We start from the raw sequence: 25988 nt of genomic DNA on the forward strand, positions 1-25988 counted from the left end.
CTAGAAAAATCCCCCTTATCTCTCTAACGATGAAAAGAACACTACCCGGCCTCAAGTAGCGTAAGCGATAGGCCAACAATGGTCTCAAGTAGCCGAATAGGCGGTAGACCAACGCAAAGTGTCGCGGGATGGAGCAGCCCGGTAGCTCGTCAGGCTCATAACCTGAAGGTCGCAGGTTCAAATCCTGCTCCCGCAACCAGCACTGTCGAACCAGCTACCCTAGGGCGGCTTTTGTATTTGCACTGTAGTGCCGGGACGCTATTGATTGCAAAAAGGGCGCGGCAGTTGAGCAAAAACACCTGAGCCGAACCTTCCTTTTCAGCTTTAGCACTCGGGATGTGTCAACCGGCGCACTCAGGTCCAACCGATTCGAGTCGCCTAGTCTTTATTTATAACCTTTTTTCAGAACTGTTTATGAACAGTCCTTCATCATGCGGCTCGCCCAATGGAGAATGTTTGCTTGCAATGCTCGAGTAGAATTCTTGATTCGCCTAAGATTGACCAACTTCCTCGCTATAGGTAATTGGGGCAAATATCACATAGTTATATGGAAAACGGATGAAGCACCGGCGCAAAGTCAATTACTTAATGGAGTGGTCGCGCCATGCGGATCGTCTCACCTATTACGCGCGTGGCATTTTCCATTGGATGACTCCTTATGCTCTGTGTAGCCGGCAAACAGAAAAACTGTTAAGGGACGTGAAGTCGCGGCCGGATTGGCACGACATCGAAGAACGTGTTGCCTATTACAACAAGTTGTCATTGCCCTTTGATGCGTCCGATGCCCCCCTTGTGTCAGGAATAGAGAGTGAACGAGGCCGATATTTTCTTGATCTCATTGAGCACGCGAAAGGTTTTGGCGCGGATCGTCGGCTGAACTATCTTTTCGGTGACATCAAGCTGGTCCCACCCGTGCCGAAGATTGTCAAATCGAGACCGATCTCCGACTCCAATGAAAATTCCGTAGTCCTCAATCTGAACAAGAACAGGCATTTTTCGTGGACGCCCGACCCTGTTCCATTTCGTGACAAAAAGCCGGCAGCAGTTTGGCGCGGGACCGCGCGAACAAAGGCTCGCCGAATTCTAGTGGATAAGTTTTATGATCACCCTGAATTCGATATCGGCCACACCGGCAAAGAAGTTAGCGGTCGTCGGCCCAAGGGCGCTTTGACACATGGGCAGCAAAAGCAATTCAAATATTTCATTTCTCTTGAGGGCAATGAAGTCGCTACGAACCTAAAATGGGGTATGGCATCGAATATGTTGGTGATGTCGCCTCGGCTGCACTACGAAACTTGGTTCATGGAAGGGCGGTTACAACCGGACAAGCACTTTGTCTTGTTGCGCGACGATTTCAGCGATCTTGAAGACAAAGTTGCATATTATAATGACAACCCGGAAGCGGCAGAGGCCATAATATCCGAGGCCCATAGGTGGCTTGACCAATTCTCCGACCCATTGAAGGAGAGAATGATAGGTGCCAGAGTGCTGCAGAAGTATTTCCTCCTGTCCGGCCAGATTTGACGTACCAGGTTGCCACCAAAGACATTCGAGATGTTCCGTGCGAGTTGGGACTAAAAAGATAAATAAAAACACCTTTAAATCGTAGGTTTATTCCCAATTTTCAACACAAGTAGCGCGTAGACGAGGCATTGCGGGTCCCCAAACCTGATCCAGACCGATCACTGGATCGGGAGATTGGGCTATGCCAACTTTCGTCAACTGTATTTTCAAAAAACAAGTTAATGTTTGGAGCGTGCTTACCGGTTCGACCCATTGGTTTTTGGCTATCGTCTGGGTCTTAGCTGTATTGAGTTGGACGCTTTTTGTACCCTTACGCGCGGATGCTCAGCAGTTCTACATCATTGGCAACGACCGTGGTGGTTATTTGCATGATCGTCTAAACGAACTTGAGGAACTGAAGCGAAATGGTGTTCAGGTCGAAATTCGTGGGCGCGTCTGTTATTCCACTTGCACAATGTTTCTGGGGTTGCCCGAGACTTGTGTAAGTCCAGATACAATTTTTGGGTTTCACGGCCCGTCGCGCAGTGGCCGCCGCCTGGACGAAGAAGATTTTGATTACTTTAGTCAGATTATGGCCGACCACTACCCGGAACCTCTGAAAACTTGGTTCATGAAAAAAGCCCGCAATCGAATCAATGGCGTATTCAAAGTAAAAGGCAGCGAACTAATACGAATGGGTGTGCCCGCTTGCCGAACCGCATGAGCCGGGTATTGCCCGGACTTCAGCCCAAATGTATCAAGCGTTGAACTAAGATCAGAACCGCAGCGCGAGAAACAGATTGCATCGTGGCCAACTGGGCAGGAGACCAGCTTATTGTGTTTACCTCGCTTTTCAGACGGTTTCAGCAGCGCGACGCATTCCTACCGCCGAGCCCGGACGGCCCGCTTTGCGTAATCGGAGACGTTCACGGCTGCATATACCAACTGGAAAAGTTGTTGGCCCTGGTGCCGCAGGATCATCGCATTTTGTTGGTAGGCGCTTACGCGACCGAAGTGCTGACCGCACAAGCCTGAACTTCGTAGCCCGCTGCTGCAAGCTTTGATGTGGCGAGGTGGCGTGGCTTCGTTATTCTTGGTAAATCACCGCAATACCTTGCCACGGTACTGTGCTTTTAATAGGACTTTTCTAAATAGATCGGATGTCGAGCTTACTATGTTGATTACTCCCATTCTCCTGTGCGGAGGGTCTGGCACGCGTCTCTGGCCGTTATCCCGAAAGAGTTATCCCAAGCAATTTGTTCCCCTTGTTGGGGAGGAGACTCTTTTTCAGGCCTCTGCGCGTCGGTTGTCGGGTGGGGGCGAAGGTTTAGACTTTGCGTCGCCTGTGGTTCTGACCAATTCTGATTTCCGCTTTATCGTAGTGGAACAGTTGCAAGCAGTTGGAATTGACCCCGGTGCCATTTTGATCGAGCCCGAGGGGCGCAATACCGCGCCCGCAGTTCTAGCGGCAACTCTGCGCGTTGCGGCCAAGGACCCGGACGCGGTCTTGCTGGTTGCGCCATCCGATCATGTTGTGCCTGATGCAGCGGCTTTTCATGCGGCGATCGCCCGCGGGCTTGAGGCTGTATCGCAAGGGCATTTGGTGACGTTCGGGATCACGCCGACGCACCCGGAAACCGCCTATGGTTACCTTGAACTGACCCGTGCGGCAGGCAAGGATGGCGCACCTGTTGCACTGAAGCAATTCGTTGAAAAACCGGATTTGGCGCGCGCAACCGAAATGCTGGAGGCCGGAAATTTCAAGTGGAACGCGGGGATCTTCCTGTTCCGTGCCTCGGACATGATTGCCGCTTTTCAGGCGCATGCGCCCGCACTGATAGCGCCGGTGGAAGCGGCAGTTCAAACAGCCACGCCCGATCTGGGCTTTTTGCGTTTGAACCCGGAACCCTGGGCGCAGGCCGACGATATCTCGATCGACTACGCTGTCATGGAAAAGGCGACAAACCTGTCGGTTGTTCCCTTTGATGCGGCCTGGTCCGATCTGGGCGGCTGGGATGCGGTCTGGCGCGAAAGCGGGCCGGATGCCGATGGCGTCGTAACCAGCGGCGGTGCAACTGCGATTGAATGTCAGAACACTCTTTTGCGGTCGGACAGTGATCAGATGGAACTTGTTGGGATCGGTCTGGAAAACATCGTTGCCGTAGCGATGAACGATGCGGTTCTGGTGGCGGATTCCACACGCGCGCAAGACGTCAAAAAGGCCGTGGCCGCGCTAAAGGCCAAGGGTGCCCCTCAGGCCACCGATTTCCCCAAGGATCACCGTCCGTGGGGGTGGTTCGAAAGTCTGGTGATCGGTGATCGGTTCCAGGTGAAACGCATCCATGTTCACCCCGGCGCGTCGCTGAGCCTACAGAGCCATGTGCACCGTTCCGAACACTGGATCGTTGTCGAGGGCACCGCCCGTGTGACCATCGACGATCATCAGCAATTGGTGACGGAAAACCAATCGGTCTATATTCCAGTAGGGGCCACGCACCGGATGGAGAACCCGGGTAAGGTTCCAATGGTATTGATCGAGGTTCAGACGGGCACGTATTTAGGCGAGGACGATATTGTTCGATACGAAGATAAATACGCACGTGGTCAGGGAGCCAAAGGCTGATTACCGATGCAGGGTTGAATTGATGTCGAACAAGGCCCCTGTTTAAAGGGGCTTTGTTGATTTCTGTCGATGGCGTTTGCCATACGCAACTTTTGACGGGTTCGCTTTAATCGGCACCGAACAGGTCTCGGGTGAAGACCTTTTCGCTTACATCCTTGATCTCGTCTGCCAGGCGGTTGGCAACAATCAGGTCGGCTTTCTGTTTGAAAGTTTCCAGATCCCGGATCACCGGTGAGTGGAAGAAGTGGTCCTCATTTAACACTGGCTCATAAACGATGACCTGAATGCCCTTGGCTTTGATCCGTTTCATGATGCCCTGGATTGAGCTTTGGCGGAAATTGTCGCTGCCTTCCTTCATGACCAGCCTGTAGACGCCGACTGTTTTTGGTCCTTTCATCAGGATTTGGTCGCTGAGGAAATCCTTGCGGGTGCGGTTGGCGTCGACGATGGCGCGGATCAGGTTTTGGGGTACGTGGCTGTAATTGGCCAACAGTTGCTTGGTGTCCTTGGGCAGGCAATAGCCGCCATAGCCGAATGACGGGTTATTATAGTGGGCGCCGATGCGTGGATCGAGGCTGACACCTTCGATGATCTGGCGCGAATCCATGCCACCCGACAGCGAATAGCTGTCGAGCTCGTTGAAAAAGGCCACCCGCATGGCGAGGTAGGTATTGGCGAACAGCTTGATTGCCTCTGCTTCATCCGCATCAGTGAACAGCACCGGCACGTCCTTTTCCAGAGCGCCTTCCAGCAGTAGATCGGCAAAGACTTTCGCCCGATCCGACCGTTCTCCGACGATAATCCGGCTGGGGTGCAGGTTATCGTAGAGCGCCTGACCTTCGCGCAGGAACTCCGGCGAGAAAATGACGTTGTCGGTTCCGAAACGATTCCGTGCATCAGCCACAAAGCCAACCGGAATGGTTGACTTGATGACGATGACAGCGTTGGGGTTCAGTGCAGTAGCCTGTTCAATCACGGCGTCGACCGAGCTGGTGTCGAAATAATTGCTGCGTGGATCATAATTGGTGGGGGTGGCCACGATCACGAAATCCGCGCCCTGAAATGCGGTCTCGGCATCGGTTGTAGCTTTTAGATCGAGTGTACGGTTGGCCAGGAAATCCTCGATCTCGGTATCCTGGATCGGGCTTTGGCGCTGGTTGATCAGGGCTACACGTTCCGCGGAAATGTCCAAGGCAACCACTTCGTGATTTTGTGCCAACAGGACCGCATTGGACAATCCCACATATCCGATCCCGGCTATCGCAATCTTCATATTAAAATTCCTTTTGTCTTAAGGGTCCGTGCATTCGGAGTGAACATAACCATGTTTTTGCAGACTGATAAGCTGCGTGTGACATCTTGGCCCTACGCTTGGGCAGATTGAAATTGTTCAGTTCACGGCAGCGTTGACCGGTGTTGTTATGAGGGATGGTGTGATTTGGCTGATGGTACGACCCCAACGTGTGACGGGGTTCTCGGCGATGAATATGATGTCGTTGTCGCGCAGTTCGAATTGTACTGCAAGGGTGAGTTGCGCGGCATTACGGGTGTCGAGGTGCCATGCGGTGACGGCTCCGAACTCGCGGGGGTCCTGAGCTGCGCGGAGGATGTAGACTTCAGAAGTGTCGGCAGTTTCTTTGGCGATACCGTCACCGCCTGACGAGCAACGTGCGACAGGCGTATTCACAAGGCCCTGAATGTCGCAGTCCTATGCGATGTGAAGGCCGTGGGCAATTCGAGCAACGCGTCAGAAGGTTTTGCGAGCTGGATTTCGCTTCGCGAGCAGCTTTGAAAAAAGTTTATCCCGGCAGAAGTGATCGACCGCGCATCAGAAACGTACGGGACAGACTAATGCGAACGGCTGACATTGCTGGCCGGGAAAATCGCAGAAAAAATTGAAGCCACCTTTCGTTTACCCCATGCCGGAGGCCCTAACTTTCCCTTAGGTCGTCGCGCCAGTTCACAATCTAGTGTTGCAACGGTCAAAATGATCTGGATGATCGGGTGCACCACGGTCGCAGCAAGCGGCCAGCCGTTGCAATGACGGCGCTAACAATAATTGGGGAGAAATAAATGAACCTAAGAAATCTGATGATTGCCGCCAGTGCGACGGCACTGATGGCGGCTGGCGCATCGGCTGAAACCCTGCGCTGGGCGCGGGCTGGTGATGCGCTGACACTGGATCCGCACTCGCAAAACGAAGGTCCGTCACACACCATTCGCCACCAGATGTACGAGCCGCTTATCATCCGCGACGTGACTGGTGCATTTGAGCCTGCGCTGGCGACCGAGTGGGGTCCCAAGGCCGACGATCCGAACGTTTGGGTTTTCAAACTGCGTGAGGGCGTAAAGTTCCACGACGGTGCGGATTTCAATGCGGAAGATGTGGTGTTCAGCTTTGAACGGGCCAAGCAACCGAATTCCGACATGAAAGAGCTGATCGGCTCGATTGTCGAAGTGCGTGCGGTTGACGATTACACCGTCGAGATTGTCACGGATGGTCCGAACCCGATCCTGCCGTCGAACCTGACCAACCTGTTCATTCTGGACAAGGGTTGGGCTGAGGCGAACAACACCGTAAATGTTCAGGATTTCGAAGGCGGCGAAATCACCTATGCCACCACCAATGCCAACGGTACGGGCCCCTATATCCTTCAAAGCCGCGAGCCTGACGTCAAGACGGTGATGGTACGCAACGACAATTATTGGGGCATCGACCAGTTCCCCATGGAAGTGACCGAGATTGTCTATACCCCGATCCAGAACGCTGCGACCCGCGTGGCCGCGATGCTGTCGGGTGAGGTGAACTTCCTTCAGGATATGCCGGTGCAGGACATTGAGCGCGTTAATGGTGCCGATGGTCTGATGGTTAAGCAGGCTCCGCAGAACCGCGTGATCTTTTTTGGTATGAATCAGGGGGCTGATGACATCGAAGCGGACAACGTTGATGGCAAGAACCCTCTGGCTGATGTGCGTGTGCGTCAGGCGATGTCGATGGCGATCAACCGTGATGCAATCAAGCAGATCGTGATGCGCGGCCAGTCGCAGCCTGCGGGTATGATCGCTCCGCCCTTCGTGAACGGCTGGACCGCCGACATGGATGGCGAATCCTCGACCGATCTGGAAAAGGCCAAGGCATTGATGGCCGAGGCAGGATACGGCGATGGCTTCTCGCTTCGGCTGGACTGCCCGAATGATCGATACATCAACGACGAAGCGATCTGTCAGGCGGCCGTTGGTATGCTGGGCCAGATTGGCGTGACTGTGAATCTGGACGCCAAGCCCAAGGCGCAGCACTTCCCGCTGATCACCGATGGCAAGACAGACTTCTACATGCTGGGTTGGGGTGTGCCGACATACGACTCGGAATACATTTTCAACTTCCTTGTGCATGGGCGCGAGGACGATATCGGCACATGGAACGGCACCGGCTATCAGGACGATGCGCTGGATGAAAAGATCAAATCGCTTGCCTCAAATACCGATCTTGATGCTCGGAATGCCGACATCGCCGATATCTGGCGTGTGGTGCAGGACGAAGCGCTTTACATCCCCATTCACCACCAGGTTCTGAATTGGGGCATGGCCGAAGGTGTGGGCATCGAAGTGGATGCCGAAGACCAGCCCAAGGTCAAATACTTCACGATGAACTGAAGTAACTAGTTCAGTGACTTGGCAGGGCGCGATCCTCACGCCCTGCCTTTTGCGTTATCCTTCAACACCGCCCCTGTGCGGGACACTCACGGAGATTTCGCCATGATCCTTAGAAACAGTGCCATTGGTCTGGCAATGTTGGCTGCAACCAGCGTACATGCCGCCGAGTTCAAATGGGCCTCGACCACCGATCCGCAGACGATGGACCCGCACGCAGTTAACTCGGCCCCGGTTCTGGGTTTTCTCAATAACGTCTACGAAGGGCTTGTCCGCCGCGACAAGGACATGCAGGTCGAACCAGCACTGGCGGTCAGTTGGGAGCCGATCGGCGATGGTGAAGGCTGGCGTTTCAACCTGCGTGAAGGCGTAACCTTCCATGATGGCAGCACCTTTGACGCTCAGGACGTACTGTTCAGCTACCAGCGCGCCTCGGGCGAGGCCGCCGATACGCGCAGCTGGTTCGCACCAATCAGCGAGGTGATCGTGGTCGATGACTACACGGTCGACTTTATGACCACCGCGCCGAACCCTCTGTTTCCGTCGTCCATCGCCAACTGGATGATCATGGATCAGGGCTGGGCTGAGGCTAATGATGCCGTCGTTCCGGACAAAGAGGCCGGCAATTACGCCACGCTGAATGCCAACGGCACCGGCGCATTCAAAATCACCGCGCGTGAGCCCGGTTTGCGCACGGTTGTTGAGCCATTTAGCGACTGGTGGGGTGAACCAGAACACAACATTACCCGAGCTGAGTTTACGCCGATTCAGAACTCGGCCACCGCCGTCGCGGCGCTGTTGTCCGGCGATGTTGACATGATCAACCCGGTGCCGATTCAGGACGTGGCGCGCTTGCAAGGCAACGATGAGGTGGATGTCATTCAGGGGATCGAGGCGCGCGTTATCATGCTGGGGTTTGATCATCAGGCGGAAACGCTGAAAAACACCGATGATGCGGGCAAACCCAACCCGTTCCGCGATCCGCGCGTGCGCAAAGCCGTGGCACAGGCGGTAAATGTTGATGCCATTCTTGCCACGATCATGCGGGGCAATGCAGAGGCGGCCTCGCAATTGGTCAGCCCCGCGATGAGCGGCTATTCCTCGGCCCATGCTGATCGCCCAGCCTACGATGTCGAGGCCGCCAAGGCATTGTTGGCTGAAGCGGGGTATGCAGACGGCTTTTCCTTCGGATTGAAATGTCCAAATGACCGCTATCTGAATGACGAGGCCGTCTGTCAGGCAGTGGTTTCTATGTTGGCTCAGGTCGGTATCACAGCCGAATTGGACGCCATGCCCGTGCGCAATTACTGGCCCGAGCTGCGCGAGGACAATTACGACATGTATCTGCTGGGCTGGAGCCCCGGCACATTCGATGCTGAACATCCGGTGCGGTTCCTTGTGGCGACACCCAATGAGGAAAAGAAACTGGGCAGCTGGAATTTCGGTGGCTTCTCGAATGCGCGGATGGATGAGTTGTTGCCGATGATCCAGTCGGAACTGGATGAAACCAAACGTCAGGCCATGCTGGACGAGGTCACGCAGATCATTCAGGACGAGCAGGTCTATGTACCGCTCTACGTGCAGCCCTTGGTCTGGGGTACGCGCAGCAATGTCGATCTGACTCAGCGCCCGGACAACTTCTTTCTGCTGCGCTGGGTAACGGTGAACTGATGGAACGTCGCGTCTGTCTGTTAGCGATACCTTGACCATCTGGTCAAAGCCAGCCTAGAGAGACCGATCAACGAGGGAAACGAATGTTCGCATATATCGTCCGAAGGATGTTCCAATCCGTGATCGTGTTGCTGGTCGTGGGTCTGGTGGCATTTTCGATGTTCCGTTTTGTCGGCGATCCGATCGACAACATGCTGGGGCAGGAACGCACACAGGCCGACATTGACCGGCTGCGCGGTGAGCTTGGATTGGATAAGCCTTTCCCGGTTCAGTACTTCAAGTTCTTGCAAGGCGCAGTGCAGGGCAATTTTGGCGTCTCGTATCGCCAAGGGCGCCCGGTCTCAACGATTATTGCCGAACGCGCGCCCGCAACGCTGGAACTGGCCTTTGTCTCGGGCTTTCTGGCCATAACCATGGGTATCGCGCTGGGTGTGTTTACGGCTATCCGGCGACGAGGGGTCGCGGCGAACATCATCATGACCGTGTCGCTAATTGGGGTGTCGCTGCCAACGTTCCTGATCGGGATATTGCTGATCTACATTTTTTCGGTCGAACTGGACCTCCTCCCCAGCTTCGGGAGGGGTGAAACCGTTATGATTGGCAATTGGTCAACAGGCTTCCTGACGGCCTCGGGGCTGAAGGCGCTGATCCTTCCGGCGATCACGCTGGGCCTGTATCAGATGACGCTGATCATGCGGTTGGTGCGGTCGGAAATGCTTGAGGTGCTGCGCGCCGATTACGTCCGGTTCGCCCGCGCCCGAGGGTTGTCAGACCGGGTGATCAATTTCCGCCACGCGCTGAAAAACACTCTGGTGCCGGTGATCACCATTACCGGTCTGCAACTGGGCTCGATCATCGCTTTTGCCATCATCACCGAGACGGTATTCCAGTGGCCGGGCGTCGGTCTGTTGTTCATCAACGCGATCCAGTTTGTCGATATCCCTGTCATGGCCGCCTATCTGATGCTGATCTCGGTCATGTTCGTGTCGATCAACCTGATTGTCGATCTTCTATACTATGCCATTGACCCGCGCCTGCGTGTCGACGCGAGGGCCACATGACCGATATTCTCGATACTCCAAAAGCCCCCGAAAAATCGCGGTTCGCCAAGTTCTGGGACAGTGACTTTGCATGGTCCTTCCGGCACTCGCCAGTGGCGATCATCGCGACTCTGGTCGTGGCCATTCTGGTGCTGTCTGCGATCTTTGCGCCGCTCATTGCGCCCTATAACCCGTTCGACCCGGCCTCGCTGAACCTGATGAACGGATTTACGCCGCCCGGAACACCCAACGCCTTCACGCAAGAAACCTTCCTTCTGGGCACCGACGATCAGGGGCGTGACGTGTTTTCAACCATCCTTTACGGGATGCGGATTTCCCTGTTCGTGGGGGCCGCGGCGGTGCTGCTGGCTTTGATCATCGGCATCGTCCTTGGGCTGGTCGCGGCTTATTTCGGCGGCTGGATCGAGACGGTGATCATGCGGGTTGCCGATGTGCAGCTGACCTTCCCGGCTATTCTGGTCGCCATGCTGATCTTTGGTATCGCAAAGGGCGTCACCCCGCCCGAATACCGCGATGAGATGGCGATCTACGTCCTGATCGTCGCCATTGCGCTGTCCGACTGGGTTCAATTTGCCCGTGTGGTGCGCGGCGCGGCGCTGGTTGAGAAAAACAAGGAATACGTCCAGGCCGCCCGCCTGATCGGGCGCGGGTCGTTCCCGATCATGTTCCGCCACATCCTGCCCAACGTCCTCAGCCCGGTTCTGGTCATCGCCACGATCTCATTGGCACTAGCGATCATTGCCGAGGCGACGCTGAGCTTCCTTGGCGTGGGCGCACCCCCGACCCAGCCCTCGCTGGGTACGCTGATCCGCATCGGGCAGGGTTTCCTGTTCTCGGGTGAGTGGTGGATCCTGTTCTTCCCGGCCTGCACCCTTCTGGCGCTGGCCCTGTCTGTGAACCTGCTGGGCGACTGGCTGCGCGATGCGCTGAACCCCAAGCTGCGGTGATTTCATGAGCCTTCTGACGATCAATGACCTGACGGTCGAATTCCCCACCCGCCGCAAACTGTTCACCGCTGTGGATCATGTGGACCTGTCGGTTGAGCCGGGTGAAATCCACGGGTTGGTGGGCGAATCCGGTGCCGGTAAATCCACCATCGGTGCCGCGATCATGGGGCTGCTGGACCGCCCCGGCCGGATTGCCAGCGGTATGATCAAACTCAGCGGTGATCAAATCAGCGGTCTGGATGCCGAGGCGATGCGTGGTCTGCGCGGCAAGAAAATCTCGATGATCTTTCAGGATCCGCTGACCTCGCTGAACCCGCTGTTCACCGTGCGAGAGCAACTGGTCGAGACCATTCAGGCGCATTTGGGTGGGTCAGACGCCGAGGCGAACAGACGTGCCCGTGATCTGATCGACCGGGTAGGTATTCCCGATCCCGACACGCGGCTGGATCAGTACCCGCACCAGTTCTCGGGCGGGATGCGGCAGCGGGTAGTGATCGCGTTGGCCTTGTGTACCGAGCCCGACGTGATCATTGCGGATGAGCCAACCACGGCGTTGGATGTGTCGGTTCAGGCGCAGATTCTGGACCTGATCAAGGAATTGGCGACCGAACGACAGGTGGGCGTCATCCTAATCACCCACGACATGGGGGTAATCGCCGACACCACCGACAAGGTGACGGTGATGTATGCGGGCAAGGTTGTGGAAACCGGCCCGACCGCGCAGGTGATGGGCCAGCCCAGCCATGAATACACCAAGTCGCTAATCGCCGCTGTACCGCGCCCGACGCTAAAGCTGCACCGCTTTCCGCAGATCAGCTATGGCGGGCGCGAGACGCGCTTTGCGATCGAGGACATGGCGCGGCACTGGCCCAAGGTTGACAACGACACCAGCAAGCCCGTTTTCGAAATCCGCAACTTGACCAAGAAATTCCTGCAAAAGCGCGGACTTCTGCCGTGGGACCGCACATATTTCACAGCTGTTGACGATGTCAGCTTTGATATCCGCGCAGGCGAGGTGTTTGGCGTCGTGGGCGAATCCGGTTCGGGCAAGTCTACCGTCGCACGGATGATTGCGGGGCTGTACCCGGTCGATGGCGGCAGCATCACGTTTCAGGGGCAGGTGGTCAGCGATCTGACCAACAAGGCCGCGCTGGATAACTATCGCAAGAACATCCAGATGATCTTTCAGGACCCGTATTCCTCGCTCAACCCCCGAATGCGGGTGGACGATATCGTGGCCGAACCAATCCGCCATCACCGGCTGATGGATGGTGCGGATATCAAGCGCCGCGTTGATGAGCTGTTGGATCAGGTCGGGCTGGGTTCCGAGGCGGGGATGAAATACCCGCATGAATTCTCGGGCGGACAGCGTCAGCGCATTTCGATAGCTCGTGCTTTGGCGACGCAGCCGCGGTTTCTGATCTGTGACGAGCCGACCAGCGCGCTGGATGTGTCCATTCAGGCGCAGATTCTGAACATCCTGAAGGACCTGCAGGAGCATCTGGGCCTGACACTGCTGTTTATCAGCCACGACCTGCCGGTGGTGCGCCAGATGTGCGACCGGGTCGCGGTAATGAAACAAGGCAAGGTGGTCGAGTTGCAGGACACCAACGACCTGTTTGCCAACCCGCAAACTGACTATGCACGTGAATTGCTGCGGTTGATGCCCAAGCTGGATGATCTCTCGACCGAAGGGTTGAGCCCCGAGATTTGATGCCGCAATTTCGGGCATTTGCGCGAACATAAGTATTAATTTTGTTAAGCATTGCAGACTCATGCGGGTCTGTTGTGCTAGGACTGTTGCTGAAGTTGGGGGCTTCAGAGGGGCGACATGTCTCAGGATATAAGAGACTGGCTGGGCGCACTGGGTCTGTCTGACTATGCGCAAGCCTTTTTGGATAACAAGATTGATTTCGCTATTTTGCCCGATCTGACGGGCGAAGACCTGATCGAAATCGGAGTAACCGCCGTCGGTGACCGCCGCAGGCTGTTGCGCGCGATTGCCGAGCTTGAGACTGTCGAAGCTGTTCAACCCTATGAGCCCGAAACCCCGTCGGAACCTGCCAAACGGCAGGTCACGGTCATGTTTGCCGACCTCACCGGTTTTACGAAACTGACCAGTGAGCTGGATGCCGAGGACATGCACGCGTTGCTGAACGCGTTTTTCGCCAAGGTCGACCATGTGGTCGAAAAATTCGGTGGCCGCATCGACAAACATATCGGTGACGCCGTGATGGCGGTGTTCGGCGCGCCGATCTCTCATACCAACGACACCGAACGTGCGGCGCGGGCGGCGCTGGAAATCCACTCGGTGCTGCCCGGCCTGAACCCGCCGGTATCCTGCCATATCGGCATTGCCTCGGGGCAGGTGATTGCCAGCACGACGGGCAGCCAGGCGCACACAGAGTACACGGTGACCGGCGATGGCGTGAACCTGGCCTCACGTATCACCAACATGGCGGTGCCCGGTGAAACTCTGGTGTCACACGACATTCAGCGTGCGTTAGGGCCGCTATTTGTTGGTGAATCCATGGGTGAAAAGGCGATCAAGGGCCTAAACGAACCGGTCGAGCTGTGGCGGCTGGACCGCATGGCCCGCAACATACGGTCGCGACGGCACCGCTTTGTCGGGCGCGAACGGGAAATGTCGCTGTTCTCAGCCACGTTCGACAGGTGCCAGCAACATGGCAAGGGTGAAGTTCATATCATTCTGGGTGAACCGGGGATCGGTAAGACGCACCTGTCCGAGCAGGTGGCCGAAATGGCTGCTGGATTAGGCTATTCGACCCACAACGGCGTGGTCATGGATTTCGGTACGCGCGAGGGGCATTCGGCCATTCAATCCGTTGCCCGCAGCATTCTGGGGCTAGAGCCGATGGCTGATGCGGCCACTTGCGCCGAAATGGCGAAACAGGCGGTTGGAAAGGGTTGGGTATCGCCCTCGAACGCGGCCCATCTGAACGCGCTGCTTGAGCTTGAACAGGACCCGGGTCTGGCCGAAGTATACGCGGTTATGGATAACGCAACGCGGTTGCGTGGACGGCGTCAGGTGATTGACGAACTGATCGAGGCGCGCAGTCGCGAAGCGCCGATGCTGATCCAGATTGAAGATATTCACTGGGCGGCCCCCGAAATCCTGACAGCTTGCGCTCATATCGCCGCAACTACGCGCGATCTGCCTTGTGTGCTGCTGATGACCAGCCGGGTCGAAGGCGACCCGATCGACCGCGAATGGCAAATGGGCACCGATGGGGCGCTGATTTCGAAACTGGAACTGGCACCGATGGGCGAAGATCAGGCCCGCAAGCTGGTCGAGGAGTTCACCGGCATTGATCCAGAGTTACTGGATGCCTGTGTGAAGCGCGCCGGAGGTAACCCGCTGTTTCTAGAACAGCTTCTGCGCAATATCGACGTGCTGAAACGGGAATCCGTTCCAGGCAGCATTCAAGGCATTGTGCAGTCGCGGCTGGACGCGCTGGATCGACCAAGCCGGTCGGCGATTCAGGCGGCTTCCGTTCTGGGGCAGCGGTTTTCACCCGATGTGTTAAACTTTTTGCTAGGTGAGGGGCATCTGGATGTCTCGGCCTTGATCCGAACGGCCCTGATCCGCGAGGCTGGCAGTGATCTGATGTTTGCTCATGCGCTGATCCGCGACGGGTCTTACGCAACGCTGGTGAAATCGGAACGTGCGCGGTTACACCGGCAGGCCGCGAAATGGTTTGAAGATCGCGACGCAACTCTGCGGGCACAACACCTTGATCGGGCCGGTGCCACCAATGCTGCGCAAGCCTATCTGGAAGCGGCCGAGAAACTGATCCAGGCCTTTCAGTTTGATGAGGCCAGCCCCCTGATCGAGCGGGCACTGGAATTGCCTGCTCCCTCTGGTGTGCGGTTTGGTTTGCTGTGTGCCCGTGGCGAAACCCATCGGCTGCAGGGTTTGTCAGATGACGCGCTCCGCGAGTTTAAAGAGGCTGCCGAGCTTGCCGATACAGATGAACAGATCAGCCGGGCGCATATCGGATTGGCGCAAGCCGCACGGCAGGCCAGCCTGTACAGTGAGGCGCTGGAAAGCCTTGATCAGGCTGAGGTTGCAGCAGAACGCAGCGGGTCAGAGCGTGACGTTGCACAGATCAATTACGTGCGGGGTAACATCTATTTCCCGCTGGGCCGGGTCGAAGATGCGCTGCACAGCAACGAAAAGGCTCTGACACTGGCGCGCAAACTTGAATCGGCGCGGCTGGAGGTCGGGGCGCTGAGCGGGTTTGGCGATGCCAATTTCATGAACGCGACGATGCAGACGGCGGCCAAGTTCTACACACAGGCCGTGGAACGTGCCCGGGAAAAGGGTCTGGTCCGTGATCTGGCCGCGAACCTCCATAACCTCAGTGTAGCGCGCAGCTATACCGGCGATGTGGCGCAGGGGAAGCGGGACGCGGAGGAAGCCATCGAGGTATCTCAGAAATACTTTGCCTTTGTGCCGGAATGCGTGGCCCAGACTTGTCTGGGCGTGGCGCATACGTTTCTGGGGGAACTGGATCAGGCGCTGGAAACCTTCGCCATTTCTGCGGACATCGCCAACCGTGTGGGTGCCAAGCGGCTTGAGGCGCAGGCTCTTGAGCATCTGGCCCGTACGCAGGTATATGCCGGGCAACTGGATCAGGCCCGAGAAACCGGACGACACGCGGTAGAAATCGCGCTGGAACATGGCCGGAATTTCGTGGGACCCAAAGCATTGTCTGCATTGGCAATGGCCGAAACAGACCCGGACGCCCAGGACCGTCACCTGAAGCTGGGAACGCAGATCATTTCCGAAGGCTGCGTGGGCCATAGCCATCTGCATTTCTATCCTGATGCTATTGCCGTCATGTTAGGGCGGCAGGAATGGGACAGGGCCTCCGAATATGCAGAAGCTTTGGCCAAATTCACCGCGGATGAACCCCTGCCGATGGTCGATCTGTCCATACAGCAGGCGCGGGTTCTGGCCGAATGTGGTGGCTGGGGCATACCCGTGACCGCGCATGAAGGGTTCGAGCAACTGGGCGCCCGGTTCCGGGAAATGGGAATTACGCAGACGTTGGTCGGGCGACTGGACTAGGCAGGTGAGGAGCAGAATGAGCATCGAAAAGAAGGTCTGGTGGATTTCGGGTGTCGTGACGCTGATCCTCGCCGTGCTGTTGTTCAATCTGTGGGTGGCATTGAACCATTTCGAAGAGGACCCGACGCAACTGCCTGATCAGGCCGCGGTCGATGATTATCTGTCAAGGCTAGGCAATGTGCCGGAGTATCAGGTGAAAACCGGTATTTTCATAAAGTCCTTCAGCTTTACCGGCGCAAGCGACGTGTATGTCACCGGCTATGTCTGGCAGCATTACGAGGACGGCGTGCATGACGCGATCAAACCGGTCGACGGTGAGGTTGGGTTCATCATGCCCGAAGCCGTGGACGCGGCGAACGGCGTGATCGAAGAGGCATATCGCATAGATCAGGGCGGTTCGGAACTGATCGGCTGGTATTTCGAGCAAACCTTGCGCCAAAGTTTTGATTACACCAGCTATCCCTTTGACCATAAAACCGTCTGGGTCCGGTTCTGGCCCAGAGAATTTGATGTGGCGGTCGCGCTGATTCCCGATTTCAAATCCTATCCTGCCACCGGCCCAGATGACATTTTCGGTATCGACAACCGCATCGTCATGGGCACGTGGGAGCGTGAGAACACCTATTTCGATTACCGGCTGTCGGATTTAGGTACAACGCTGGGTATCCGCGACGCCAAATTCCAGACCAACCTGCCCGAACTGCATTACAACTTTGTTATCAAGCGCAATTTCGGGAATGCTTTCATCGTTCACATGATCCCGCTGATCGTGGTGACGATGCTGTTGTTTGGGGCGGTGATGACCGTGACCCGCCGCCCCGATCTGGTCGAACGACATGATTTCAGCACCTCAAGCGTGATCGGCACCTGCTCGGTCCTGTTCTTCGTAATTCTGTTGGCGCATGTGCAGCTACGCGAAGGATTTGCCGGATCGCCTGTTATCTATATGGAATCGTTCTTTTTCCTGATGTATTTCCTGCTGCTTGCGGTGTCGGTGAACACCTACCTGTTCGCCTCCGAGGCAGTGCCGTCGCTGCGTTTTGTTCACTACAAGGACAATCTGATCCCAAAAGCCGCGTTCTGGCCCTTTGTCCTGCTCTGCATGGTGGCGATCACGGCCTATAATCTCAGCCTTAAGGCTGATCCCGAAGATGAGACCGTGATCGAGGTGCAGAATTAGGTGGGCGGCTGAAACCCCGGCTTTGGGGTGCCGGTAGCCATGTCCAACGTGTACTCCGCGACGATTCCGGAGCTACCCTCCTCCCACTGATCCAGATATTTGGTGGGATGCGCGATCACATAAGTGTAGGCGGGTTTTTTCACGCCGTCGATCAGCACGTTGATCCGCTTGCGGACATAGACATTTTCGGGCGAGTTGGGGCCGTGATAGCCTTCAAGCTTGTCCAGTTCCTTCATTCCCGTGGATGAGACACGATAGACCTCACCCCGAACTGGTGTGCCGCGACCCTTTTGATCGACCAATGTGGCCATCCGGTGCAGAAAGCCGCAATTGGGGTTGTCGCAATGGGGCTCGTGCGGAACGATCAGAGGCATCGGTTGGCGGGTTGTAGCCTCGCCCACGAAATCATCCAGCACTTCGGCATGGGCGTCGTGATTGGGGAAACCCCGCTTTAGCGAACCATAGGTAAAGTAAAGATAGGTTTTCTCACGATCCTCAATCAGGTCATCTTCACCCTCTTCCTCGATCTCGGTCAGGGTATGGGTGTTCGCCCAATCCTCAAGCATCGCTCGTATTTCTTCCGAGACCTTGGCGTCTCTGGCGCTTTGCAGGAAGTGGATGCAGGAACTGGCGTCGATATCCTTGGCGCCCAGCAGGATTTTCACCATCTCGGCCGAGTTGTTCATCACCGCCACATGCAGGCTGGTAAAGCCGTGATCGTTGGTGGCGTTGACGTTGATGCCCCGGTCGATCAGCGCTTGGGCGGCTTCAAGATCGGGTTTGCCAAGGTCCTGACCGTTTTCGTGCAGCTCTCCTTCGCCGCCCGCCGCATAGTGCAGCAGTGTATCACCATTGCTGTCATCCACGATGTCGATCCCGGCCATGCCATTATCGATGGCCTGGAACACGCGACCCCATTGGGCGAACTCGTCCGAAGCCGCAGCTTCCTGCGCCCATTTGCAGATATTATGTTCCTGATCGGCCAGTTCTTCGAAGGCTTCGTCCAGAACCTCCATTATCTGATCCGGGGTGGCCATCATACCGATCCCCATCATGCCGTTGGACAGCCGCCCCTTGCGGGGGCCGACCAGATCAATGCCCAGATCGCGCAGTTTCTCGACATTGTTCTGGGTGGTGACATTGTTCCACATATTCGTGTTGCACGCGGGGCAGAGGATCACCGGCTTGTTCCGGTACTGCCAGGCCACAAAGACCGAGGTCAGCAGGTTGTCAGCGATCCCGTTGGCGATCTTGCCCATCGTGTTGCAGGTCACCGGGGCAACGATCACGCAGTCGGCCCAATCGCACAGCGCAAGGTGTGAGGCGCGTAGGGGCATGCCAAACTCGATATACCGGAAGTTCCATTCGTCGTCGTCTCGGTAATAGTCGTTGTGCGAGATGCATTTCTCGATCCGTTCAGCGCCGAAATCGCGAAAGAACTTTTCGGCCGAGACTGATGGGATCAGCTTGACGTTATGCCCAGCCGCCGTGATGCGTTCGACCAGTTCCGGCACTTTATCGGCGGCTGAAGACCCACAGGCACACAGCAATACGTTACGTTTTTCGGTCGGGGCATCAGTCAGTCCACCCTTGGGATAGCCAAAGATGTTCTTGTCCAAGCTCGGGGATTCATGACGCAGCAAAACGGGAAGCCCGGCCTCGTGCACACGGTCCTGCAGACGACCCTCAAGGATCATATCGACAATGTCTTTGCGCCGACCCAGACATTCGCCCTGGAAAAACAAGTAGGGGGCGGTTTCTTTGCCGGTCAGAACGTTCAGTTGTCGTCGCATCTTCATGACATTGGCACCGTGCCCTTCGATGTCGATCAGCTTGACACTGGTGATGCCGATATTCGCCAGAATACTGCGCAACATGTAGGACCACGGATCCTCATCCGCGTAAAACAGCACAATCGGGTTGGTCGCGACGATCCGGGCCACGTCGGTGGGGTCTTCGGGGGGCTCATGCTCCTCGATCACCAGCATGGCCGGGTTCTCCAGATCGCGCAAACCGCGGAAGATATGCCCGCTTGGGGCCTGCCACACCTGCGAGGTCGCGGGGCTCATGTCCACCACGGTCACCAGGTCGGTGTCCTCGTCATACGCGATACAGAGACACCAGAACTCTTCCAGCAAGGCCGTTTCGCGATATACATTCTCGGGCGGACGAATGACTTCGAACCCAAGCACGCGGTTAAAGTCGATGTTGATCATCAGGTGGCAGTCATCATCGCTGTTCAGCAAGTGCAATTGATCACGAAACCATCGTTCGGGGGTTATCTCCTCGGGGTCAGGTCGCAAGGCGTAACTGTGGAAAGTGCTGCCCAGATGCACATGGGGTGTCTGGCTCAGATACCGTTGCGCAAGATTGTGCATTTCCTTTGCCGTGGATACGCGGCTGAGCGCGTCGGTGAGATTGGCCTGCGTGGCAATCAGCAGTTTGTCTTCATCGACCTGCTCGTCCCCCAAAATCGCAAGGCTTTCAGCCAGCACCCCCAGCGAGTTCATGTTCGGGCTGGCCCGCCGGAACAGGTTGCGCCGTTTCTTGGGGTCTTTGGCCAGATACAAGGTGCTGTCCACATAGTTGCAGTCCTGTTGAAGGGTCTGCAGATTGGTCTTTACCGCCTCGCGCGCCGAAAACCGCAGAATGCCCCGTGAGCGCATCGAGGTTCCGTCGCGGTCCGACATCCCGGCCCAGAGCCGGTCGATGGTGGTAACCCACAGTTTGCCGTATTTCTCGGGGTGCACATCCATCATATGCACCAGACCGGTGCTGGGGTTACATTTGGCGATGATGGCAAAGTGACCGCCGGGCATGGTTGGATTACCGTGAGCGACACCGACCTGGAAATTCGCCACCAGAATGTCGTTGTCCCCGCCCAGACGGTTGGATTCGTCGATTGCCTCAAGCAGCAATTCGACCGAGGTCGTAGCCTCGTCCATGAAGTAAGCCTGAACCTGTACCCGATCGCGCAGGCCCTGCGTGTGGATGAAGGTACAGGCGACGTCGTAAAGTTCACCCAGCGAAATGCCGTCATTGACCACGAAAGACGTGGGCAGGGCGCATTCGCGGAAGATGTCGTTGACCTCGCAGCTGAACCCCAGCGCCGACATGCTCAGCGCCGCCGCCGTCACGCTGCAGCAGTTGATGGGTTGCTGAAAGTTCTGAAGATGCACACTGACCAGATCGCCGAACAGGGTGGCGTAGCACCCTTCGCGAATCCTAGTCGGGATTTCGAACCACTGGTTACTGGAAAGGTAGGCCAGCTTTGTTCCCGGCGTGGCCAGCGCCTCGAGGCTGACGGGAATGTCGAAAATCTCAAGGTGTTCCTCGTAGAAATAGTCGCCCGTATCGGCCGTTGCTAAAACTGTTCCTTCTTGGCGCAACTGAACGACACCGCTGAGGACCACATACATGCCTTTCGATGGCAGAACTGTATCCTCGGCCACCTCGAAACACTCGAAATGTGGCTGGATATTCGAAGGATCATCTGCGGGCAGGATCTCGTGTATCAGCGCCCAGTCAGCCTTGGTGGGATCATAGGAAATGGTGTTTTCAATTGGATCTTTAGGCACGTCTGTTTCCCCCTGAACTTCAACGTCAATTTGGTTAAAGAACCAACGCTGAATTGTGTTGCAGGCGTCAGGCATTGTTCGGTCAAACTAATTTCCAAGACCGGCCCGACGGGGCATTCTGCGCTGGCCGGGCCGAACGGTCGCAGGAATTGGTGCGAACATATTGGCCCAATTGATCGCACCGTATCGTATTTGGGCGCAAAAATCACCGATGGTCTTGTTTTGATTAAATGAGTTCCACGTCCCTTGTGTTTTTGGGTAATGACCGTCGTGTCGAACATGCTTTGGTTGCCTCAAGAAAAAGACACGACGACATGACGGAAAAGTCGTCATAATGACGTAACTTCCCGCGTTTTCGTCAAGAATACCCCTGCAGATCGAACAGCCCACCCCTCATACTTTCCTTAAACGAAAGAGGAGGCGCGTTTTGAGCTGGAACATTTGTGTGATAGGCGCAGGCAAGATCGGTCAGATGATCGCCAGCCTGCTACAAGGATCGTCGAACTATTCAGTTACAGTGGCCGATCGCGATCTGGCGGCGTTGTCTGTGCTGAACAAGCAGGGGATCGCGACCCGGCAGATTGATGTGGGGGATGAGGCGCAGCTGACCCAGGGACTGGTTGGATTCGATGCTGTGATCTCGGCGGCTCCGTTCTTTCTGACACCGAAGATTGCCAATGCCGCCAAGACGGCGGGCGCGCATTACTTTGACCTGACCGAAGATGTTGCGGCCACCAATGCCGTGCGTGAACTGGCCAAGGACAGTGATACCGCCTTTATGCCGCAATGTGGTCTGGCACCGGGGTTCGTTGGCATTGCGGGTGCATCGCTGGCGGCTGAATTCGACGAGTTGGACAGTCTGCATATGCGGGTAGGGGCATTGCCGCTCTATCCCACCAATGCGCTGAAATACAACCTGACTTGGTCGACGGACGGGCTGATCAATGAATACTGCAACCCGTGCGATGCCATCGTGAATGGCGAACGGGTCAAAACCGCGCCGCTGGAAGATTACGAAGTGCTGGGCCATGACGGGGTGGAGTACGAGTGTTTTAACACGTCCGGTGGGTTGGGCACGTTGCCCGAAACATTGGAAGGCAAGGCGCGGGCGGTGTCCTATCGCTCGATCCGCTATCCGGGCCATTGCGATATCCTGAAGCTGCTGCTCAAGGATCTGGGGCTGGAACGTCGTCGTGACCTGCTGAAGGACATCTTCGAAACGGCGCTGCCGCGTACTGATCAGGATGTTGTGCTGGTTTATTGTACCGCAAAGGGCATGATCGACGGTGCGCTGCGTGAGAAATCGCTGATCAATAAAAGCTTTGCGCGCACCATCAACGGACAGGTCTGGAGCGCCATTCAGGTCACCACCGCCGCGGGTGTTCTGGGTGTGGTCGATCTTATGCGCACCGGCGCGCTGCCCGCAAAAGGGTTCGTGCGGCAAGAACAGGTGAACCTGCCCGATTTCCTGAACACCGAATTTGGCCGGCTCTATCGGGCTGGTGACGTAACCGAACAGAACAAGGCGGCCTGAATTATGAAAGACATCGTTATGACTGCACAAACCACCCTCGCAAATCTGGATCTGACCGAGGCCGAATTGACGGGGGGAAGCCTGAAAGTGACCTCGCCTATCGACGGGTCTGTGTTGGCCGAAATTCATGAGACGTCCGCCGCCGAGATGGAGACCGTCTTTGCCAACTCGAAAGCCGCGTTCAAGGCATGGCGCACCGTCCCGGCCCCTCGTCGGGGAGAGTTGATACGCTTGCTGGGAGAAGAGCTGCGCGCCGCCAAGAACGATCTGGGCGCTTTGGTCAGCTGGGAGGCCGGTAAGATCACGTCGGAAGGTCTGGGCGAAGTGCAGGAGATGATCGACATCTGCGACTTTGCCGTAGGTCTGTCGCGGCAGCTTTATGGCCTGACCATCGCATCCGAACGCCCCGGTCACCGGATGATGGAGACCTGGCATCCGGCAGGTCCGGTTGGTGTGATCTCGGCCTTCAATTTCCCCGTCGCCGTCTGGTCGTGGAACGCGGCGCTGGCATTGGTCTGCGGCGATCCGGTGATCTGGAAACCGTCCGAAAAGACTCCGCTGACCGCCATGGCATGCCAGAAGATCTTCGAACGCGCGCTGGCTCGGTTTGGCGACGCGCCCGACCACCTGCTGCAAACGCTGATCGGTGGTGCCGCGCTGGGCGAGGCGCTGGTGGCCAGCGAAGATGTGCCAGTGATCTCGGCCACAGGATCAACCCGAATGGGCCGCGCCGTGGCCCCCATCGTGGCGCAGCGTTTTGGCAAATGCATTCTGGAACTGGGCGGCAACAACGCGATGATCGTTGGACCATCGGCGGATCTGGAAATGGCAGTGCGGGCGATTGTGTTCTCAGCTGTGGGCACCGCAGGACAACGCTGCACCACGCTGCGCCGTCTGATCGTGCACAATTCGATCCGCGAAGAATTGGTGAGCCGTCTGAAAAAGGCCTATACCGGCCTGCCCATCGGCAATCCACTGGTTGACGGCACACTGGTTGGTCCGCTGGTAGACGAGGCTTCGGGCGCAGCAATGACCGCTTCGCTAGAGGCCGCCAAAGCCGAAGGCGGCACCGTGTTTGGTGGTAATCGCGTGACCGAGGGCGTCCCGGCAGGCGTGTATATGGAGCCCGCCATTGTTGAGATGCCCGACCAGACTGCGGTGGTGAAAACCGAAACCTTTGCCCCGATCCTTTACGTCATGGGCTATGACGATTTCGATGACGCCATTGAGATACAGAATGATGTGCCGCAGGGCCTGTCGTCGTGCGTGTTCACACTGAACATGCGCGAGGCCGAGCAGTTCCTGACCGCGGCTGGGTCCGACTGTGGCATCGCCAACGTCAATATCGGGCCTTCAGGGGCCGAGATTGGTGGTGCGTTTGGTGGTGAAAAGGAAACCGGTGGCGGGCGTGAAAGCGGCTCGGACGCGTGGAAAGCTTATATGCGTCGTCAGACCAACACGGTAAACTACTCTGCCGAACTGCCGCTGGCGCAAGGTGTGAAGTTCGATATTTGATCGATTCTCCCGGCGGCATCAACGGATGCCGCCGATTCAGTCTGCGAACAGGTAGTCCAGTTGCATCACGGCCTGAGCCTTGTCCTGCGACACGCCTAAAAATTCCGCCAATGCGGTTTCATTCTCGGCCCTTGAGCTGGCTTCCCGGATGCTTAAGTACCCATCAAATCCTGCCCCGCGGATCAGTTCGGATTCGTAGCTGAGCGAATTGCGCAGCGTCGGCACAAGTCGCGCCACAGTATCTGTTGGGCTATTCTCACCGGCCAGTCCGACTCGACGCGCGTGGCCGATCAGGTAGTCATCGGAATACTCGCAGTCGATCTCCAGCACGTGGGCTTTGGCTTGGTCCGAGCAGAAATCCTGAATGATATCCAGATTGGCGGGATCCACGCAGATCACCAACCGGTCTGTTTGGAAATGGTCGAACAACATCCGCACCACCGCGCGCCGGTGACGAGACCGTTTGAGCAGAGTCGTCTCGATCCCACCGAGATCGGGCAGCGGGGTTTCTTCTTCGTTGAACAGGTATTCGACACAGGGAATATCGGTTTCGGAAACGATCTGATCGACCAGCCGCTTGGCGACGTGCCATTTCTTACAGGCAATGATGAAAATCTCGCGTTCAGGACCAAGTGTATTGCCCGCATCCCAGAACCGTTGCCCAAAGCGGCGACCGACACGCCCGCGCCCGGTCAGGAAACCATAAAGATTGCGACCCTCGTTCGAGATTTTAAACTCGACCCCTTCGCTGGCATAGAGTTTGCCCAGACGTTCTTTCAACTCATGCGCTTCGGGGCTGATTTTGCGGGCAAACAGATAATCCTGCCCCAGTAGCATGTCGTAGTGATCGTTGTAGAACGTGACCGGCATCCCGTAATCCGAAAACATCAGGAAAGTAGGCGTGCGGTTCTCAATCTCAAGCTTCGGGATCAGGTGCCGGACAAGGGTTTGGAAAAAAGTCTCGTCGGGGATCCATGTGGTCGAGAAAAATCGGACTACATCGGGCCGCTGCTTCAAGAAATCTAGGATCATCTCGACCGTGCGGCGGCGCAGGCACCACCACTGACTGCCGATCATGACCTGAATATCCTTTGGTATGTCTCGTGTCAGGCCAAAGCGTTTCTGCAGGTCGTATGAGGCATAGAACAGTTTGCTCTGGGTGCGTTCGTTGAAGAAATGACGATATATCAGCCGATCTTCCTTCATCCCGGTCTTGATCCAGTTGCTGGCAAAAAAATCGTGGCTTTCGACGAAATCCTTGTCGTTCTGGTCCAGAAACCAATGGGCGTATTCGGCCGTCTTGATGGCCATACAGTCGCCAGACAGCATGTAGAAATGTGTGGCTCGTGGAAATGCGTCCACGGCGGCCTTCAGGGCGTTCAGCGTTGCCTGTACCAGAGACCATCCTCCCCATCCGCATTTGATGCGTTTGGCCGCAAATGCCACATTGGGATTGTCTTTCAGAGCGGCGCGAATGCGGTCATAGGACGAGGCACTGGCACGGGCATCAAAGTGAATCGCCATGCAGTCACCTGCGGCGGTCAATTGCTCGGCCTGCGCGATGATCGCGTCAGGATCTTTATGGCACAATAGAATATAGGCAATTTTTGCCATTATGTTTCTTCGACAT

17 protein-coding genes and 1 tRNA gene are annotated in these 25988 nt (G+C 56.5%); 14 read left to right on the forward strand and 4 right to left on the reverse strand.

All coding sequences use genetic code 11. From position 1 onward, the window contains the following. Positions 1 to 122 precede the first annotated feature (122 nt). The 5 genes from ACR0D7_RS12305 to ACR0D7_RS12325 all read left to right on the forward strand — a co-directional run bounded on the left by ACR0D7_RS12305 (position 123) and on the right by ACR0D7_RS12325 (position 4126). Positions 123 to 199, forward strand: a tRNA-Met gene (locus tag ACR0D7_RS12305). A 359-nt stretch (positions 200 to 558) separates the two neighbouring features. Continuing rightward, positions 559 to 1524, forward strand: coding sequence for a glycosyl transferase family 90 (locus tag ACR0D7_RS12310; RefSeq protein ID WP_480679273.1), 966 nt, complete (start codon positions 559 to 561; stop codon positions 1522 to 1524). A 181-nt stretch (positions 1525 to 1705) separates the two neighbouring features. Further along, on the forward strand, positions 1706 to 2227 hold the full coding sequence (locus ACR0D7_RS12315) for a hypothetical protein (RefSeq protein ID WP_480679274.1): 522 nt from the start codon (positions 1706 to 1708) through the stop codon (positions 2225 to 2227). 113 nt (positions 2228 to 2340) lie between these two features. Continuing rightward, positions 2341 to 2538 carry a hypothetical protein gene (locus ACR0D7_RS12320; RefSeq protein WP_480679275.1) on the forward strand — a complete coding sequence of 66 codons (198 nt, stop codon included), beginning with the start codon at positions 2341 to 2343 and terminating at the stop codon, positions 2536 to 2538. A gap of 139 nt (positions 2539 to 2677) precedes the next feature. Then, complete coding sequence (locus tag ACR0D7_RS12325) at positions 2678 to 4126, forward strand: mannose-1-phosphate guanylyltransferase/mannose-6-phosphate isomerase (protein WP_480679276.1); 1449 nt, start codon at positions 2678 to 2680, stop codon at positions 4124 to 4126. A 106-nt stretch (positions 4127 to 4232) separates the two neighbouring features. On the opposite strand, the gene ACR0D7_RS12330 is transcribed toward ACR0D7_RS12325, so the two are convergent. Continuing rightward, positions 4233 to 5399, reverse strand: a complete 1167-nt coding sequence (locus ACR0D7_RS12330; protein ID WP_480679277.1) for a nucleotide sugar dehydrogenase — start codon at positions 5397 to 5399, stop codon at positions 4233 to 4235. A gap of 117 nt (positions 5400 to 5516) precedes the next feature. Next, positions 5517 to 5813 carry a hypothetical protein gene (locus ACR0D7_RS12335; RefSeq protein ID WP_480679278.1) on the reverse strand — a complete coding sequence of 99 codons (297 nt, stop codon included), beginning with the start codon at positions 5811 to 5813 and terminating at the stop codon, positions 5517 to 5519. 386 nt (positions 5814 to 6199) lie between these two features. Here ACR0D7_RS12335 and ACR0D7_RS12340 point away from each other — a divergent pair, with 386 nt between their 5' ends. The 7 genes from ACR0D7_RS12340 (at position 6200) to ACR0D7_RS12370 (ending at position 17731) form a co-directional block, all read left to right on the forward strand. After that, positions 6200 to 7780: an ABC transporter substrate-binding protein gene (locus ACR0D7_RS12340; RefSeq protein ID WP_480679279.1), complete on the forward strand. Its 1581-nt coding sequence runs from the start codon at positions 6200 to 6202 to the stop codon at positions 7778 to 7780. 102 nt (positions 7781 to 7882) lie between these two features. Then, a complete protein-coding gene (locus ACR0D7_RS12345) occupies positions 7883 to 9448 on the forward strand; it encodes an ABC transporter substrate-binding protein (protein WP_480679280.1) in 1566 nt (521 codons plus the stop codon). Between the two features lie 83 nt (positions 9449 to 9531). After that, positions 9532 to 10509, forward strand: a complete 978-nt coding sequence (locus tag ACR0D7_RS12350) for an ABC transporter permease (protein ID WP_170575424.1) — start codon at positions 9532 to 9534, stop codon at positions 10507 to 10509. Further along, the gene (locus ACR0D7_RS12355; protein ID WP_170386631.1) at positions 10506 to 11456 is read left to right on the forward strand and encodes an ABC transporter permease; all 951 of its coding nucleotides are present in this window, start codon (positions 10506 to 10508) and stop codon (positions 11454 to 11456) included. The genes ACR0D7_RS12350 and ACR0D7_RS12355 overlap by 4 nt, the downstream gene beginning before the upstream one ends. 4 nt (positions 11457 to 11460) lie before the next feature. After that, positions 11461 to 13170, forward strand: coding sequence for an ABC transporter ATP-binding protein (locus ACR0D7_RS12360; RefSeq protein ID WP_480679281.1), 1710 nt, complete (start codon positions 11461 to 11463; stop codon positions 13168 to 13170). Positions 13171 to 13287: 117 nt separating this feature from the next. Continuing rightward, the gene (locus ACR0D7_RS12365) at positions 13288 to 16551 is read left to right on the forward strand and encodes an adenylate/guanylate cyclase domain-containing protein (protein WP_480679282.1); all 3264 of its coding nucleotides are present in this window, start codon (positions 13288 to 13290) and stop codon (positions 16549 to 16551) included. A 16-nt stretch (positions 16552 to 16567) separates the two neighbouring features. After that, a complete protein-coding gene (locus ACR0D7_RS12370) occupies positions 16568 to 17731 on the forward strand; it encodes a hypothetical protein (protein ID WP_480679283.1) in 1164 nt (387 codons plus the stop codon). Here the strand turns inward: ACR0D7_RS12370 and ACR0D7_RS12375 are convergent. After that, entirely contained in the window at positions 17728 to 21309 is a 3582-nt protein-coding gene (locus ACR0D7_RS12375) for a flavoprotein (RefSeq protein ID WP_480679284.1), read from the reverse strand. The genes ACR0D7_RS12370 and ACR0D7_RS12375 overlap by 4 nt on opposite strands. A gap of 427 nt (positions 21310 to 21736) precedes the next feature. On the opposite strand from ACR0D7_RS12375, the gene ACR0D7_RS12380 reads away from it, so the two are divergent. Further along, entirely contained in the window at positions 21737 to 22843 is a 1107-nt protein-coding gene (locus ACR0D7_RS12380; RefSeq protein WP_480679285.1) for a saccharopine dehydrogenase family protein, read from the forward strand. A 3-nt stretch (positions 22844 to 22846) separates the two neighbouring features. Then, positions 22847 to 24358: an L-piperidine-6-carboxylate dehydrogenase gene (gene amaB, locus ACR0D7_RS12385; RefSeq protein ID WP_480679286.1), complete on the forward strand. Its 1512-nt coding sequence runs from the start codon at positions 22847 to 22849 to the stop codon at positions 24356 to 24358. A gap of 36 nt (positions 24359 to 24394) precedes the next feature. On the opposite strand, the gene ACR0D7_RS12390 is transcribed toward amaB, so the two are convergent. Further along, the gene (locus tag ACR0D7_RS12390) at positions 24395 to 25972 is read right to left on the reverse strand and encodes a DUF5928 domain-containing protein (RefSeq protein ID WP_480679287.1); all 1578 of its coding nucleotides are present in this window, start codon (positions 25970 to 25972) and stop codon (positions 24395 to 24397) included. Positions 25973 to 25988 lie beyond the last annotated feature (16 nt).

The organism is Ruegeria sp. BB7 (genome assembly GCF_056539365.1).